The organism is Bacillus sp. AR4-2 (assembly GCF_008274865.1).
GTDB classification, from domain to species: Bacteria; Bacillota; Bacilli; order Bacillales; family Bacillaceae_G; genus Bacillus_A; species Bacillus_A cereus.
Window position 1 is genome coordinate 570,181 of sequence record NZ_CP031062.1, and the last position, 17,028, is coordinate 587,208.

Here is a 17,028-nt window from a genome sequence, read left to right on the forward strand (position 1 = left end):
TATTTTTCTATTCAGCAATTAGGGGAGTCATTAACGGGATGAAAAAAAGAAGAAGACTATGGAATTTATGGAAAACGATTACATTGTTAGTTTGTACAGTTGTAATTTTTTCTTTACTTGTGACAGATATATTAATTAGTCATAATGTAGAACGGACGACGGAGGATAGCCAAGCAGAGAAGGCAAAAACAATTGCACACATTGTGGCGAATGATTCGATTGTAATCGATGGTTTGGTTGGGAAAGCAGATACCTCTGCAATCCAAACGTATACAAATAGAATATTACAAAACACAGGTGTTCAGTTTATTGTAGTTATGGACATGAATGGAATAAGAAAGTCACATCCAAATCCTCAAAAAATAGGGCATCATTTTATTGGGGGAGATGAAGGGCCTGCATTGAAAGGAAAAGAACATGTATCGTTAGCAGAAGGAACTTTAGGTATTTCCATGCGAGTGTTTGTACCAATATTTTCTGAAACAGGTGAACAACTTGGAGCTGTGGCTGTTGGTATTTCAGCAGATAATGTAAAAGAGAGAGTTAAGGAAAGTAGACATATCATTTATATTGGTGTCGGAGTTGGTGTATTAGTCGGAATTATAGGAGCAATATTGCTAGCTAGACATATAAAGAAAAGTTTATTCGGTCTTGAGCCGCACAGGATAGCAAAAATTCTTGAAGAAAGAAATACGATGCTACAATCTGTAAAGGAAGGTATTATTGCTGTAGATAAAGAGGCTAGAGTAACATTAATTAATAATGAAGCGAAACGTCTATTTAAAAAAAGCGGACTTGAAGAAGATTTTATCGGTAAAGATGTTGAGTTGTATATGCCAAATTCACGTATAAAAGAAGTATTGCAAACGGGAGAAGTACAATTAAACGAAGAACAAAATATTTATGGAATTACGATTGTGACGAATCGAGTTCCTTTATATGTAAAAGGAGAAATAGTTGGTGCAATTGCAACATTTCGTGATAAAACAGAGATTAGAAAACTAGCAGAGGAACTAACTGGTATTAGACTATATGCAGAAGCATTACGGGCACAATCTCATGAGTTTATGAATAAGATGCATGTCGTATTAGGGCTTACACATATGAAGCAGTATGAAGAATTACAGAAGTATATAAGCGGCATGGTATCAGAGCATCAATATGAAATTGGTGGAGTTATGAAAAGAATAAAAAGTCCAGTATTTGCTGGTTTTTTACTAGGTAAGCTCAGCTATGCTAGAGAGAAAAATATAAAATTAATTATAAGTGAAGATTCTTATATGCCGGAAATAGATGATGAAAGTATTACTCATGAACTTATTACGATTGTCGGAAATTTAATTGATAATGCATTAGAGGCAGTTACGAATTGTGAAAAGAAGCGAGTTGAAGTTAAGATACAACATGGGGATATACTAACTATTACAGTACAAGATACGGGAAAAGGTATACAAGAAAAAGAAATAGAGGAATTATTTACGAAAGGTTATTCCACAAAGGGAGATAACCGCGGTTATGGTTTGTATCTTGTAAAAGAAAGTATACAGCGAATAAATGGGGAAATTCATATGCATTCATTAGTAGGTAAGGGAACAACGATAACAATTGAAATACCTAAAGGTAGGGATGAGAGGCAAATATGATTAAAGTTTTAATTGTAGAAGATGACCCGATGGTAGCAATGCTAAATACGCATTATTTAGAGCAAGTAGGAGGATTTGAACTTGTTCAAGCAGTTAACTCAGTAAAGTCGGCGATCGAAATATTAGAGAAATCACGAGTAGATTTAGTATTACTTGATATTTTTATGCCTGAAGAGACTGGTTTTGAGCTTTTAATGTATATCCGGAACCAAGAAAAAGAAATCGATATTATAATGATTTCAGCTGTACATGATATGGGAAGTATTAAAAAAGCATTACAATATGGTGTAGTAGATTATTTAATTAAACCATTTACATTTGAACGATTTAAAGAGGCATTAACTATATATCGAGAAAAACTTACTTTCATGAAAGAACAACAAAAAATTAGTCAATCGGAATTAGATTCGTTAATTTTACAAAAAGAAAAAAGGGAGCCTACTGTCACGAAAGAGCTTCCGAAAGGGTTAACGAAGCAAACGTTGCAATTAATTTGGCAGAAGATCGAGTCGTTGAATGGAAGAGTGTTTACAACAGATGAAATGGCACAATTAGTTGGAATTTCAAGAGTTTCTATTCGAAAATATGTAATGTTTTTGACTGACATTGGGGTGTTAGAAAACGAAATGATGTACCAACATGTGGGCAGACCTGTAAGTAAATTAAGATGTGTTGATCAAAAGAAAATAGAGTTTTACGTATAAGCGACTTAATATAAGTCGCTTATACTTTTTTTAATTACAAAATCAATTACAAAACTTACAAAAACTATTTTTACTATTGAAAGCGTTTTAATATTGTTATTAAGAAAACGAGGGGGTGCCATATGGGAATTCAAAAGAATGTGGAAGCGGTATCATTTTCTGAAGGAAATGAAGTACAAAGAGAATCTTTCGCTTCTAAAATTATGAATGTAAAAATCGGTGTTATACCTTTACCGTTATATGTAGTATTGGCTGCTATTATTTATGGGGCATCTGTATATAATAAATTGCCAGCAGATATGATTGGTGGATTTGCAGTTATTATGATCATGGGGATTTTCTTAGGCGATATTGGGATGAGAATTCCAATTTTAAAAAATATCGGCGGTCCAGCAATACTTTCGTTATTTATTCCATCATTACTTGTATTTTTTAACTGGATGAATCCAGCTTCAATGGAAGCTGCGACTATGTTAATGAAAAAATCGAACTTTTTATATTTATATATTTCTTGTTTAGTAGTCGGAAGTATTTTAGGAATGAACCGTAAAGTGTTAGTACAAGGTTTCGTTCGCATGTTTATTCCTTTAGTAGTAGGGACATTAGCTTCTGTAGCAGTAGGGTTATTGGTCGGTTCATTATTTGGATTTGAAATGAAGCACACATTCTTCTTTATCATCGTACCAATTGTGAGTGGTGGTATCGGGGAAGGGATTTTACCATTGTCGCTAGCTTATAGTGATATTTTAAATGAATCATCAGCGACGTTTGTATCACAGCTTATTCCAGCAGCTATTATTGGAAATATGTTCGCAATTGTAAGTGCAGGGTATATGAAGCGTTTAGGTGAGAAGAAACCGGAGCTTAGTGGTAACGGTGTATTAGTGAAAACAGACAATCAAGCAGAATTATTAAAAGAACAAAATACAGAGAAGCCAATTGACTTCTCATTAATGGGAGCAGGTTTATTAATTGCGTGTACGTTCTTCATCTTCGGAGGATTTGCTTCTAAGTTCATCGGTATTCCTGGGGCAATCATTATGATTTTTTCAGCAGCACTTGTGAAATACTTTAAATTAATGCCAGCAAAAATGGAGCAAGGAGCATTCCATTTATATAAATTTATTTCGAAGAATTTAACTTGGCCTTTAATGGTTGGATTAGGATTGCTATATATTCCGTTAAAAGACGTAGCAGCAGTTCTTTCAGTAGGATATGTTGTTGTGTGCGCATCGGTTGTTCTTACAATGGTAGCATCAGGTTTTCTTGTAGGGAAAGTGATGAAGATGTATCCAGTTGAATCGGCGATTGTAACTGGATGTCATAGCGGTTTAGGCGGAACTGGAGATGTTGCTATTTTATCGGCTTCAAATCGTATGGAATTAATGCCGTTCGCGCAAATTTCAACTCGTTTAGGCGGGGCGGCAATGGTTGTAACGGCGACAATATTATTAAAAATGTTTTCATGATCAAACAAGCTAGCTATATTCGTATAGCTAGCTTGTCAAATTAAGGGGAGATTATAAGTATGTTAGCAAATCAAATTAATGAAAGATCATTGTTATTGCATAAAGAATTAGTAGGGAAAATTGAAATTACAAGTAAAGTGGAGGTAAATTCAGCGGATGATTTAAGCCTGACGTATACACCAGGTGTAGCGGAGTCGTGTAAAGCGATTGCGGCAGATGAAGAAACAGTGTATGACTATACAGCACGTGGCAATATGGTGGCAGTTGTTTCAGATGGAACAGCGGTACTCGGTTTAGGAAACATTGGACCGAAAGCCGCTATGCCTGTTATGGAAGGAAAAAGTATTTTGTTTAAGAAGTTTGCGAATGTAGATGCTTTCCCATTATGTTTAGGCACAACGGATGTAGATGAAATCGTTACCCTTGTAAAAAATTTAGAGCCTACATTTGCAGGGATTAATTTAGAAGATATTGCAGCACCGCGTTGTTTTGAAATTGAAAAACGATTAAAAGAAGAAACGAATATTCCTGTATTCCATGATGATCAACATGGAACAGCTATTGTCGTTTTAGCAGCTGTTATTAATGCATTAAAAGTTGTTAGCAAACAAATGGATAATGTGAAAATCGTTATTAACGGTGCGGGTTCGGCAGGAATTGCAATTGGAAAATTATTATTAAAGGCTGGTGCAAAGCACATTACGCTAGTTAGCCTAGAAGGTATTGTTTGTGAAGGTGAAACATGGATGAACGAAGCACAAATTGAAGTTTCAAAAAAGACAAATCGTGAACATGTGCGTGGAACGTTAAAAGAAGCAATTCACCAAGCTGATATTTTTATTGGCGTATCTGCTCCTAACGTATTAACGAAAGAACTTGTACAGACGATGAATGAGAAAGCAATTGTGTTTGCAATGGCTAATCCAATTCCAGAAATCTTCCCTGAGGATGCATTAGAGGCTGGGGCAGCTGTAGTAGGAACTGGACGCTCGGATTATGCGAATCAAGTAAATAATGTATTGGCGTTTCCCGGAATATTCCGCGGTGCGTTAGATGTGCGCGCAACTGATATTACAGAAGAGATGAAATTAGCGGCAGCATATGGGATCGCTAACATCATTACTGATGAAGAACGTAATGCGAATTATGTAATCCCCAATCCATTAGATAAAAGAGTTGTTCCAAGTGTTGCAGAAGCAGTAGCGAAAGCAGCTATTGATTCAGGCGTGGCACAAATTACGAAAATACCACGTTATTAATAGCGAAAAGCAGTGCCTAAAAGGCACTGCTTTTTTGAGATAAGAAATCAAAATAATGAAGAAGTGTAGAATTATTTATGTTTCTTCACTATTTATTTAATTCCATTGCAACTTGTTTACCATTCACTAAAACCTCAGTTACTGCTACGATCACTTCTATCATTTTTTTCATCTCTCATCTCTCCTCGTTTCATTTCTTACTTTAAGTATAAGAGAAGAGAGATAATTCAACTATCGAAGTACATGACGTAGAAATTACATTGTTGTAAGAAAGTGGCTTATTTTTGTCACTTTACTCAGCGGTGATTACAAACTGATTATAATATTTTTCATTCACATATATATTTAATAACCATAATCCAGATGAAGGTAGTGACATAGCGAGAGGGAGTTCGCTTGTAGTAGAATCGATTGTATTTGAAGTAGTCCAAGTTTGTTTGGAAGTTTCTTTTTGAAAGAGTACTGGTGTTGGAGTTACAGATCCTTGTTTTAGCGCAATAATAGACAATTTTCCAGTTGGTATTTCAGAATCTAGAAAGTACCACATTATTTCATTTTGTTCATTTGCGATAATAGGACTATCAGCCATTGCGACTTTACCTTCGATGCCTTTTAAAGGTATTTTTCCGTCTATGAATGAGGGTGCTTCTTCCCAATTTACATCTTTTAAAACACTAAGGTGAAAGAAGGAAGGTGCGTTCACTTGAGTGGATGACGTTGCTATTACGTCTTTTTTTTGTTCTTTTGAATCCGGTTGCGTTTGTGTACATCCAGTGATGAGGAAGGAGAGAAGTAGCATAGTTCCGATTTTTTTCATGGTGCCACACTCCTAGTTTTTATTGTTAGTGTAATTGTATTTGCTAGAAGGCGGGACAATTCCTTTAAAGTATAAAAAGAGGTCGTAAGTTTTGTACGACCTCTTTTGACATTTTTATCACGTAAAAGCCCGATTGGTGTAGGTTAATAATTAGTGGGAGATAGTCCCCACTAATTAAAGTTTCATTTTATATTTGTTCCGTTGTATAGGCTGGTTCGGTTTCTTTTTGAGGCATCGTCAAAAAAATAACGGACAGAACGATACATACGCCGCCTAATAATTGATATGTTCCAAAAGATTCATTTAGCCAAGTGATTGAAACGATGGCAGCTACAAGGGGTTCAATGCTAGATAAAATGCTTGTTTCTGTTGCTGCTAAATATTTAAGACTACCGATATATAGAAGGAAAGAAAGGGTACCACTAATAATGATAAGAATAAGCATAGAAAAAGTTTTTAGTGTAAGGGTTTGTGAAAATTGATTCCACCCGAATGAACGATTATAAATAAGTAGTGCAATTCCTCCGATTAACATCCCCCAACCAATTACTACAGTTGTCCCGCATTCTTTAATGAGAGAAGCCGGATGAAGGGTATAAAATGCAAATCCGATTGCTGTTAATAGTCCAAAAATAATAGCTTCTTTGGATAAAACAATATTTTCAATTGAGCCATTTGTAATAATAAAGTATGTTCCTATTAGCGCGGCTATAATTGCGAATAGTTGCATGGAAGCAGGGAATTTTCTTTGTTCAAATGCAACATACATGGTAATAAGAACAGGACCTAGAAATTGAAATAGCGTTGCTGTGACTGCATTACTAATATGAACCGTTTCGATAAAGGCGTATTGCGCACCGAGCATGCCGAGAATAGAAAAAATAATAAGTTGTATAGAATATCTAGGGTGTTTCCAAATTTGAAATATGTTTTGTTTCTTTATAAGTAAGAAAGACAAAATAAATATTCCTGCAAGCAACAATCGAATTGTTAAAAAATCAATTGAGGATACATTAGTATGCTGAAATAGCCACTGAATCATTGGACCAGATAATCCCCATAATGTAGCCCCTGTAATAATCATAATAAGTCCGATACGTCTACCATTATTCATTATCATGTTTCTCCTCTCCGGTATTTGATTTTTTATGTGTGACATGATAATAGGAATTATATATAACTTCTGGTACTGTAAAAAGTATCAGATTTTAGTTTTATTAAGGGGTCAGATACTATGTTAGAATTAACGCCTAATTTAAATATGAATAGTAAAAAGGCATTATATGTGCAATTGTATGAGTATATAAAAAAAGAGATTAAAGATGGATCGATTGTCCCTTTTACGAAATTACCGGCTAAGCGAAAGTTAGCGATACATTTACAAGTAAGTAAAAATACAGTAGAGGCAGCGTACGAACAATTACTTGCAGAAGGTTATATTGAGTCGATATCGAGAAAAGGTTATTTTGTATGCAAGATTGAGCAAATGGCTCATGTAGAGGATAGCGGAGAGAGAATAGAAGAAGTACCGTTTCAGGAGAAGAGTTATAAATTTGATTTTACACAAACAGGAATTGATACAAATGCTTTTCCATTCAATATGTATCGGAAAATTGTAAATGAAATATGGCAGCCGCATAATAACGAACTTCTCTTTCTAGGACACCCTCAAGGAGAAGCGAGCTTAAGAGAAGAGATTACGAATTATTTGTATGAATCTAGAGGTGTACGTTGTTCAGCTAGTCAAATTGTATTAGGAGCGGGAACACAAATATTAGTGAAACTATTGTTTCAATTGTTAAAGGGAAGCAATTATGCAGTTGAAAACCCAGGATATCATAGAAAGATGGTTGTTTTTGAACAGGGAGAAGCAAGAGTCCAAATGTTATCTTTAGATAGAGATGGAATTTGTATTGCAGATTTAGAAAATAGCAATGCGAATGTTGTATTTGTTACACCTTCCCATCAGTTTCCATATGGAATGATTATGCCTATTACGAGAAGGATGCAGCTTTTACAATGGGCAAAGAAAGAAGAGAGCAGGTATATTATTGAAGATGATTACGATAGTGAATTTCGCTATTCTGGAAAGCCTATACCGGCGCTGCAAGGGTTAGATACAGAGGGGAAAGTTATTTATATGGGGACGCTATCTAAAGCATTATTGCCATCGCTACGGATGAGCTATATGGTGTTGCCGAAGAAATTAATTAAAAAGTATCAACAGCAATATTTATTTTATACACAAAGTGTTTCAAGAATGGACCAAGAAGTGATTAGAAGATTTTTAAATGAAGGCTATTGGGAAAAACATATTCATAAAATGCGTGTCGTCTACCGAAAGAAGAGAGATCGACTTGTTTTTGAAATAGAGAAGTATTTCTCTAATCGTGTTGAAGTGATAGGAGAAGATTCGGGATTACACATTTTATTAAAAGTGCATAATGGAATGCGGGAAGAAGAATTAATTCAAGAAGCTGCGAAACATAGTATCAAAATATATCCTGTGTCTACGTACTATAAAGACGGTACGGCGCCTGAGAATGTAGTTTTACTTGGGTTTGCGATATTATCAGAGGGCGAGATTGCGAAAGCGATTCAATTATTACACACGGCATGGTTTACAAGAAAGTAAAAAACATCCTCCAAACATGAGGATGTTTTTTATTATTTATTTTCATCTAAGAATAAGACCATATGCTCTTCATCCCAATATTGTCCGTTATATTTTAATGAACGTTCTTGTACACCGAATGTTTTAAAACCTAATGATTCATAAAGTTTTTTCGCTCCATCGTTGCCAACAACAACATCAAGCATAACTTGTTCTACTTCTAAAGATTTAGCAAGCTCAAGACATTCTTTAATAAGTGCTTTTCCTGCTCCAAGTCCGCGTGCTTTTGGAGATACATATACAGAACCGATTTTAGCTTTATGTTCTTGTTTTACATATGGTTTCGTTTCCAGTGTTGCAACCCCGATTAATTTTCCATCTTTAAATGCACCTAGCGTATAGTTTTCGTCTTGTGCTAATTTTTGTGCTTTATATTCAATTGCACACTCTTTATTAATAATATCTTCATAAGAAGAGCTGAATGCTTCAGGGTTTTGCTTTAATCCTTCTACGCGAAGTTCTAAGTAAATTTCTGCTTCGTCTTTTGTTAATACATGGATATCCAATTATATCACCCTCCAAATCTTTGCAAATGTACCTTTATTTTATATTGAAATAAGAATAATTTCAAAAGCTTAGCTTATATGAGCTGTTGTTATGAACAAAATAACACCAGTAGTGTTTACTACTACTGGTGTTTTCACACGCATATTATTCAAAAGGTAGCTCGATTATAAAGTTTGTTCCCGCTCCTAATTGGCTTGTTACTAGAATAGAACCGTTATGCAATTCTACAATTTCTTTTGCAACAGCTAGCCCGATGCCTTTTCCGCCTGTAGCTCGTGTTCTGGATTTATCAACACGATAAAAACGGTCAAAAATATGCGGGATATCTTCTTCAGGAATACCTTCACCTTCATCTTGTACACTTATTGTAAAAGAATCTGTTTCCATGAGTACACGTATCGTAATGGATGTGTTTTCTGGCGAATGTTGATAAGCGTTGTGTAATAAATTTAACATAACTTGTTCCATACGTCTTTCGTCTATGCAAACTTCTAAATCATCTTTGCAATATACATGAAGTTGCATTTGCTTATTCGTTAATGTTGTTTTTGTTTTTTCAACCATTCGTTCTAAAAATGGCTGAAGAAGCACTTTTTGTTTTTTTATAACAAATTGGTGTTGTTCTAATTGTACAAGCATAAATAAATCTTGGACGAGATCGGTTACACTATCCGTTTCATCCTCAATAATTTGTAAGTATTCTTCTCGCTCCTCTTTTGTTAAAGAGTCTCTCTTTGCTACCTTCGCATAACCTTTCATATAGGTCAATGGAGTTAATAGTTCATGAGCGACACTAGCGAGAAATTCATTGCGCTCTTTTTTCATATACGTAAGTTCACTCGATAAATCTTCAATTGTTTTTGCTAAACTTCCGAGTTCATCATTTCGTTTAATACCTAATTGAATTGGCTTGTTTAATTTTGACATTTTTTCTGTCGCTCTCTTCATTTTTACAAGTGGTTCTGTAATAACGCGTGAAAAAACAAAGACAGAAATTGTTGTTAAAATAATTGTTAAAACACTAATGATAAGAAATTGGTTCATGAGTTTAAGTAACATATTTTCTAGGAAAGATGTTTTTAATAACATATATAGCTTTCCTTGAAACTTTGTTGTGTTAAGTGGGCTTACTGTTGTGATGAACTTTGATTTTTTCCAGTTCCTTTCAACGACCAATCCGCCGTCTGGGACAGTTTCTGTTTTACAAGTAAGTTGTTTTTGCATATCTTTTGTTACGGGTTCTGAGGTGGAAATAATTTTGCCGTTATGGTCAGTAATAATGATAGCTATATCAGAGTTAGAAATTGATTCCGATTCAACTAAGTGTGCAGCCTCATTCGTAATATCGAACTCAGGGTACACAGGACGTTTAGGATTTTTATTATGTTCAGCGTGTTTCATTTCTTTATAATATTCATCCCGTCTCTCGCGGCTTTTAATTTTTTTACTATAGCGATTACCTTTCTCTAAAAGAGCATCTGTTTCCTCTACAATACGCATTTTTGAAAGGCTTTTATAAAAAGATACGAAGGCAATTGTTTCAATACATAAAGCTAATATTAAAAAGTATGTCCCAATTTTAAGGGAAAGTTTACTCATTTTTTCACCATACCTTATTCATAATAAAGAGTCAGTGGTATACGATTTCCCACTGACCGAAGTAATTATTCACTTTTCCATTTATATCCGACTTTATAGACCGTTTCTAGGTAATCTTCAATAGGAAATCCTTTTTTGCGTAGTTTATCACGGATATTACGAATGTGTGAATCAATTGTTCTATATTCGATATCTGTTTCATAGCCCCAAATTTTTTCGATTAAATCATCTCGGCTATAAGCACGGTTTGTATTTTGTAAAAATAGTCCGAGTAACGAAAATTCGATAGGAGTTAATGAGATTTTTTCATCATAAACTGTGACAGTATGTTTCGTTTTATCCCACTCAATACCATTGAAACTAACAAAGCCATCTTTTTTTGTACGGCGTAATATAGCCTCGATTCGTGCGACTAATACATGCTCATCAAATGGTTTTGTAATATAATCATCTGCGCCCATCGTGAGGCCTTTCACCATATCGTAGTTTTGGTTGCGAGCTGTTAACATAATGATAGGAACGTTGGAAATTTGACGAATTTGATAGCAAGTATCCCATCCATCCATACTTGGCATCATAACATCTAATAAAATAATATCGAATTCTTTTTGTTCGATTAATTTTAGTGCTTCAAGGCCAGAGGTAGCTTTCATACAAAAATAGCCGCGAGGGCTTAAGAACAGATCTAATAATCGTAACATACGTTCTTCATCGTCTACTAATAAAATTTTTACCATAATCTTGTGCACCCCAAACTGTTCATTCTACTTGTATAGTTTACATGAAAATAATAAAAAACTCTTTTTATGTGATTGAATGGAGGGCTGATTTTTTCGCTCAGAGTAATTGACATAAAAAATGCACTAGTTTTGCACAACTATTTTTTATAATAGAAAACGTAGCGACACAAAATACCCTATGTTGCGACATAACGTCATGTCATTTTATTTATAAAATGACAATTCCATTCTATTGTGTATGTGAGATAGAGAGGGTTTTCGTATTCACCTCGCATCGGATAAGAAAAATTTCCTATCTCACACTTTTTTTAAAAGGAGATCATACACATGAATTCAAAAGAAGAAATTTCAAAAAAAGAAAAGCAAGATCGTAATACGGTTGTCATGTGCGTTGCCGTATCTATGGTTATTATTATAAGTTGCGTAAATAAAATTTTGGGGATTTTATAATATAAAAAAAGCTGATTGCTTCTTAAGAAGCAATCAGCTTTTTTCATTGTTAGGGGGAGTGTTCATATAATAAACCAAGGTAAAATTGCTAATCCAGAAGTTACAATTGCTGTAGTAAATATTAAAAGCATAGCTCGTTTGTTTTGTTTCATGTCACATTCTCCTCTACATATCAAGTACATGCGATCAGCGTGGGATGTAGTTCCCCACTGAGTAAAGTTTCACTTTATATTTTTAGTATAATGAATGGAAAGGTTTGGTACGATCGATAAAGGTGACATGAAGATTACATTGTTGTAATGAAAAAAACATCTTTCTTATTAAGAAAGATGTTTTTGGAAAACTCCCCCACTGAGTAAAGTTTCACCTTATATTGAAGTATTAATCATTTAAGAACAGAACCATATGTTCCTCGTCCCAATATTGACCGTTATGCTTTAATGAACGCTCTTGTACGCCGTAAGTTTGGAAACCTAATGACTCATATAATTTTTTTGCTGCATCGTTACCAACTACAACATCGAGCATAAGTTGTTCTACATGTAATTTATCGGCATTTTCAATAATTGCTTTAATTAGAGCTCGTCCTGCTCCGAGGCCACGCGCTTTTGGGGAAACAAAAACGGAGCCAATTTTTGCTTTATGTTCTTGTTTAATGAAAGGCTTTGTTTCTAAAGTAGCGATACCAATTAAATCGTTATCTTTGAAGACCCCTAGAGTATACTTATCCGGATTGCTTAATCGTTTTGCCATAGCAGCTACAGGATCCTCATGTTTAAGAACATCTTCATAAGAAGAGCTAAAAGCTTCCGGGTTCTTCGTTAAACCTTCCATACAAACTTTTAAATATATTTCTGCGTCCTCTGTCGTTAATAAGCGAATTTCCATCGTTGTAACCTCCTTGGTCGATTTTAAATAAAATAAATCCATTGCTTTTATAAGAATGTGTATGCGTTTTGTTAGAAGTCTCTTTTAATTTGTAAAAGAATGAAAAGATATATGCTACAATATTTTGTTTTAATTATGTAATGAAATTATATATTAACTTTATTAACTATTCAAGTGTTTAATATGTTACATTTTTATAACTAAAATAACTCCTCGATTGAGGAGTTATTTTTTAAACATTGGATTGATAGCCATCAATTCGTGTTGGATGTGTGTAAATATTACAAGAGTCATTTCTAATAAACCCTACGACTGTAATGCCTAAATCATGGGCAAGTTGCAATGCTAGTTTTGTTGGGGCAGATTTAGATAGAACAATTTCACATCCGATTTTTGAAACTTTGAGTAAAATTTCAGATGAAATACGTCCGCTAAATGCGATAATTTTTCCTTTAACAGATATATCATTGCGTAAACAATGACCGTATATTTTGTCTAATGCATTATGTCTTCCGATATCCATTCTTGATAGAAGGATATTATTTCGATCACATAGCGCGGTATTGTGAACACCACCAGTTTGGCGAAAGGTAGTGGAAGATTGTTGTAAAGTATTCATTAAGTAAAAACATTCTTCAGGAGTAATTTTTACATGTATATCATGTAAGTCTTTTGCTTTTGCTGCGTCGTTTACGAAAATAAAACCTTGTCTACCTTTTCCGCAGCAAGAAGTGACGTATCGTTTATTATATAAAGTTTGATAGAGCGGATTCACTTTTGATGATTTTACATGGACAATTCCGTTATCTTTTTGAACCCATAGTTCTTCAACATCGTTATAGGAAGAAATAATCCCCTCAGAAATTAAAAAACCAATTACCATATCTTCAATATAATTTGGTGTGCATACGACTGTTACATATTCTTCACCATTCAATTTAATAGTAATAGGAGATTCTGTAACAATCTCATCCAGTTGTTTTGAAAATGTACCAGATTGATAACGTACAATTGTATAAGTCTCTTGCGTAGGCCCCATATTTAATTCCCCTTTTATATGTATTTCTCTCCCACATTTATCATAAAACAATGGGAAAAATAAAAACACCTATTAACAAGAAGATCACAGATTATTTTGGTTATTATTGTATATGTACGATATAATAGAACTGTAGAATAGTGATATTTTCAAGCTTTCGTAGTTATACCTTATAACATCTAGAATCGACTTCATAAGAAAGTATTTGGGTAGAGCGTTTCAAAAATATGTACAGTAATGCGATTTTGAAAACGGATTCATGATTGTGTTGTACAGTTGGTTGTAAGGAGAGGGGAAACTATGGCAGAACAGACAGTCCGTGTAACCGTCGATGGTAAAGAATTTTCTGCATCAGGTGAAAAGACGATACTACAATTATTTAACGAGAGTAATTTGGAACATCCTCAAATTTGTCATGTACCAGAAGTAGATCCAATTCAAACTTGTGATACGTGTATTGTAGAAGTAAATGGAAAGTTATTGCGTGCTTGTTCAACGAAATTAGAGAACGGTATGCATATCGAAAGACAGTCCCAGCGTGCAAAAGAGGCACAGACTGAGGCAATGGATCGAATATTAGAGAATCATCTACTGTATTGTACCGTTTGTGATAACAATAATGGTAACTGTAAAGTCCACAATACAGTACATATGATGGGAATTGAGGAACAGAAATATCCGTATGAGCCAAAAGTAAGTGCGTGTGAAGTGGATATGTCACATCCGTTTTATCGATATGATCCAAATCAATGTATTGCTTGTGGACAGTGTGTAGAAGTATGTCAAAACTTACAAGTGAATGAAACTATATCGATTGATTGGAGCTTAGACCGTCCACGTGTTATATGGGACAATGGTGTAAGTATAAATGACTCATCTTGTGTAAGTTGCGGGCAATGTGTAACAGTATGTCCATGTAATGCGTTGATGGAGAAATCAATGTTAGGTGAAGCTGGATTCATGACAGGATTGAAACCGGATGTGTTAGATCCGATGATTGATTTTGTAAAGGATGTAGAGCCGGGATATAGTAGTATTTTAGCAGTTTCAGAAGTAGAGGCTGCGATGCGTAAGACGAAAGTGAATAAAACAAAAACAGTTTGTACATTTTGTGGTGTAGGTTGTTCATTTGAAGTATGGACGAAAGACCGCCACATTTTGAAAGTGCAGCCTGTTTCAGATGCGCCGGTTAACGGTATTTCAACATGTGTAAAAGGCAAATTTGGATGGGATTTTGTAAACAGTGAAGATCGTATTACAAAGCCATTAATTCGCCAAGGAGATATGTTTGTTGAAGCTTCATGGGAAGAGGCTCTTGAAGTTGTTGCATCCAATATGCAGCATATTAAATCGGAATATGGAAGTGATGCATTTGGGTTTATTTCTTCTTCGAAAGTAACGAATGAAGAAAATTATCTTATGCAAAAACTAGCCCGTCAAATATATGGAACGAATAATGTAGACAACTGTTCCCGTTATTGTCAATCTCCAGCAACAGACGGTTTATTTAAAACTGTCGGTATGGGCGGGGACGCTGGAACAGTGAAAGATATTGCGGAAGCAGGCCTTGTCATTATCGTTGGAGCAAATCCGACAGAAGGACATCCTGTACTTGCAACGCGTGTAAAACGTGCTCATAAATTACATGACCAAAAATTAATTGTGGCGGATCTTCGTAAACATGAAATGGCAGAGCGTGCGGATTTATTCATTCATCCGCGCCAAGGAACTGATTACGTATGGCTCGCTGGTATTACGAAATATATTATTGATCAAGATTGGCACGATAAAAAGTTCATAGCTGAAAATGTGAAGAATTTTGATGAATATAGCAAAATGGTAGAAAAGTATACGCTTGATTATACAGAAGAAATTACGGGGATTTCGAAAGAAAATCTGAAAGAAATGGCACGTATGGTATATGAAGCAGATGGTACTTGTGTACTTTGGGGAATGGGTGTAACTCAAAATACTGGAGGAAGTACAACTTCAGCAGCAATTTCAAATCTATTGCTTGTTACGGGTAACTATCGTCGTCCTGGTGCAGGTGCATACCCATTACGCGGACATAATAACGTACAAGGCGCTTGTGATATGGCAACATTACCAAACTGGCTTCCAGGTTACCAAGCGGTTTCAGATGATGTGCTTCGTGCGAAATTTGAAAAAGCATACGGTACTACAATTCCGAAAGCACCAGGCTTAAATAATATTGCAATGTTACTGGCAGCAGATGAAGGAAAACTGCGTGGTATGTATGTTATGGGTGAAGAAATGGCTTTAGTAGATTCGAATGCCAACCATGTACAACATATTTTAGCGAATTTAGATTTCCTTGTTGTTCAAGATATGTTCTTATCGAAAACAGCTCGTTTTGCTGATGTTATTTTACCGGCAGCACCAAGCTTAGAAAAAGAGGGAACATTTACGAATACAGAGCGCCGTATTCAAAGATTATATGAAGTATTGAAGCCGCTTGGTGATTCAAAGCCAGACTGGTGGATTTTACAAAAAGTAGCTCGTGCGCTTGGCGGGGACTGGAATTATGAAAGTCCAAGTGAAATCATGGATGAAATTGCATCGCTTGCACCTTTATATTCTCAGGCAACATACGATCGTTTAGAAGGATGGAATAGTTTATGTTGGGGTAGCCATGATGGTAGCGATACACCGCTATTATATGTGGACGGATTTAACTTCCCGGATAAACTAGCTCGTCTATCATTAGATGAATGGGTACCACCAGTTGTAGCGCCAGATGAGTATGATTTACTTTTAAATAATGGTCGTATGTTAGAACATTTCCACGAAGGGAATATGACGAATAAATCGGCTGGTATTTTATCTAAAGTATCTGAAGTGTTCGTTGAAATCTCGCCTGAACTTGCCCTAGAGCGCAATGTGAAAGATGGTGGCCTTGTAGAATTAGCATCACCATTTGGGAAAATTAAAGTACAGGCACTTGTTACAGATCGTGTAACGGGGAAAGAGCTATATTTACCGATGCATGCAACGGTAAATGAAGAGGCAATCAATATTTTAACTGGAACGGCGACAGATCTTTATACGTGTACACCAGCGTACAAACAAACAATGGTAAAGATGCGTGTATTACGTGAAAAAGGGAATCGTCCGTTACCATCTTCAAACCCGAGAGATAAAAAGCGTAATCCGCAAAACGGTGTTGAAATCGAGCGAAAATGGCAAAGAAAACAATACGTATCACTTGTGGACTAGGG

General features: G+C 35.2%; 14 protein-coding genes. 7 read left to right on the top strand and 7 right to left on the bottom strand.

Translation table 11 applies throughout. The annotated features are described in order from the left end of the window. Window positions 1-38: 38 nt before the first annotated feature. The 4 genes from DN399_RS02995 (at window position 39) to DN399_RS03010 (ending at window position 5,075) form a co-directional block, all read left to right on the top strand. Entirely contained in the window at window positions 39-1,643 is a 1,605-nt protein-coding gene (locus DN399_RS02995) for a sensor histidine kinase (RefSeq protein WP_000747345.1), read from the top strand. Further along, window positions 1,640-2,347 carry a response regulator gene (locus DN399_RS03000; RefSeq protein ID WP_000598666.1) on the top strand — a complete coding sequence of 236 codons (708 nt, stop codon included), beginning with the start codon at window positions 1,640-1,642 and terminating at the stop codon, window positions 2,345-2,347. The genes DN399_RS02995 and DN399_RS03000 overlap by 4 nt, the downstream gene beginning before the upstream one ends. Window positions 2,348-2,469: 122 nt before the next feature. Beyond that, window positions 2,470-3,816, top strand: a complete 1,347-nt coding sequence (locus DN399_RS03005) for a 2-hydroxycarboxylate transporter family protein (protein ID WP_000512722.1) — start codon at window positions 2,470-2,472, stop codon at window positions 3,814-3,816. Between the two features lie 59 nt (window positions 3,817-3,875). Next, window positions 3,876-5,075, top strand: a complete 1,200-nt coding sequence (locus DN399_RS03010) for an NAD(P)-dependent malic enzyme (RefSeq protein WP_000880780.1) — start codon at window positions 3,876-3,878, stop codon at window positions 5,073-5,075. A 292-nt stretch (window positions 5,076-5,367) separates the two neighbouring features. Here the strand turns inward: DN399_RS03010 and DN399_RS03015 are convergent, their stop codons facing one another. Further along, complete coding sequence (locus tag DN399_RS03015) at window positions 5,368-5,892, bottom strand: DUF4871 domain-containing protein (protein WP_006925045.1); 525 nt, start codon at window positions 5,890-5,892, stop codon at window positions 5,368-5,370. Between the two features lie 187 nt (window positions 5,893-6,079). Next, window positions 6,080-7,006: a DMT family transporter gene (locus tag DN399_RS03020; protein WP_016121820.1), complete on the bottom strand. Its 927-nt coding sequence runs from the start codon at window positions 7,004-7,006 to the stop codon at window positions 6,080-6,082. A gap of 120 nt (window positions 7,007-7,126) precedes the next feature. Here DN399_RS03020 and pdxR point away from each other — a divergent pair, with 120 nt between their 5' ends. Then, complete coding sequence (gene pdxR, locus DN399_RS03025; protein ID WP_016121821.1) at window positions 7,127-8,527, top strand: MocR-like pyridoxine biosynthesis transcription factor PdxR; 1,401 nt, start codon at window positions 7,127-7,129, stop codon at window positions 8,525-8,527. A gap of 32 nt (window positions 8,528-8,559) precedes the next feature. Here the strand turns inward: pdxR and DN399_RS03030 are convergent, their stop codons facing one another. The 3 genes from DN399_RS03030 to DN399_RS03040 all read right to left on the bottom strand — a co-directional run bounded on the left by DN399_RS03030 (window position 8,560) and on the right by DN399_RS03040 (window position 11,409). Beyond that, complete coding sequence (locus DN399_RS03030) at window positions 8,560-9,072, bottom strand: GNAT family N-acetyltransferase (RefSeq protein ID WP_000351212.1); 513 nt, start codon at window positions 9,070-9,072, stop codon at window positions 8,560-8,562. A 145-nt stretch (window positions 9,073-9,217) separates the two neighbouring features. Further along, window positions 9,218-10,672 carry a HAMP domain-containing sensor histidine kinase gene (locus DN399_RS03035; RefSeq protein ID WP_000041024.1) on the bottom strand — a complete coding sequence of 485 codons (1,455 nt, stop codon included), beginning with the start codon at window positions 10,670-10,672 and terminating at the stop codon, window positions 9,218-9,220. A 65-nt stretch (window positions 10,673-10,737) separates the two neighbouring features. Next, a complete protein-coding gene (locus DN399_RS03040; protein WP_000238957.1) occupies window positions 10,738-11,409 on the bottom strand; it encodes a response regulator transcription factor in 672 nt (223 codons plus the stop codon). A 330-nt stretch (window positions 11,410-11,739) separates the two neighbouring features. Between DN399_RS03040 and DN399_RS28285 the strand changes: the two genes are divergently transcribed. Then, entirely contained in the window at window positions 11,740-11,862 is a 123-nt protein-coding gene (locus DN399_RS28285) for a hypothetical protein (RefSeq protein WP_001085006.1), read from the top strand. A gap of 381 nt (window positions 11,863-12,243) precedes the next feature. On the opposite strand, the gene DN399_RS03045 is transcribed toward DN399_RS28285, so the two are convergent. Together DN399_RS03045 and fdhD are read right to left on the bottom strand one after the other, a co-directional pair. Then, complete coding sequence (locus tag DN399_RS03045) at window positions 12,244-12,750, bottom strand: GNAT family N-acetyltransferase (RefSeq protein ID WP_000405875.1); 507 nt, start codon at window positions 12,748-12,750, stop codon at window positions 12,244-12,246. A gap of 232 nt (window positions 12,751-12,982) precedes the next feature. Beyond that, window positions 12,983-13,789 (bottom strand): formate dehydrogenase accessory sulfurtransferase FdhD, encoded by an 807-nt coding sequence (gene fdhD, locus DN399_RS03050; protein ID WP_016121822.1) that lies wholly within the window; start codon window positions 13,787-13,789, stop codon window positions 12,983-12,985. 300 nt (window positions 13,790-14,089) lie between these two features. Between fdhD and fdhF the strand changes: the two genes are divergently transcribed. Next, window positions 14,090-17,026 carry a formate dehydrogenase subunit alpha gene (fdhF, locus tag DN399_RS03055; protein WP_006925034.1) on the top strand — a complete coding sequence of 979 codons (2,937 nt, stop codon included), beginning with the start codon at window positions 14,090-14,092 and terminating at the stop codon, window positions 17,024-17,026. Window positions 17,027-17,028 lie beyond the last annotated feature (2 nt).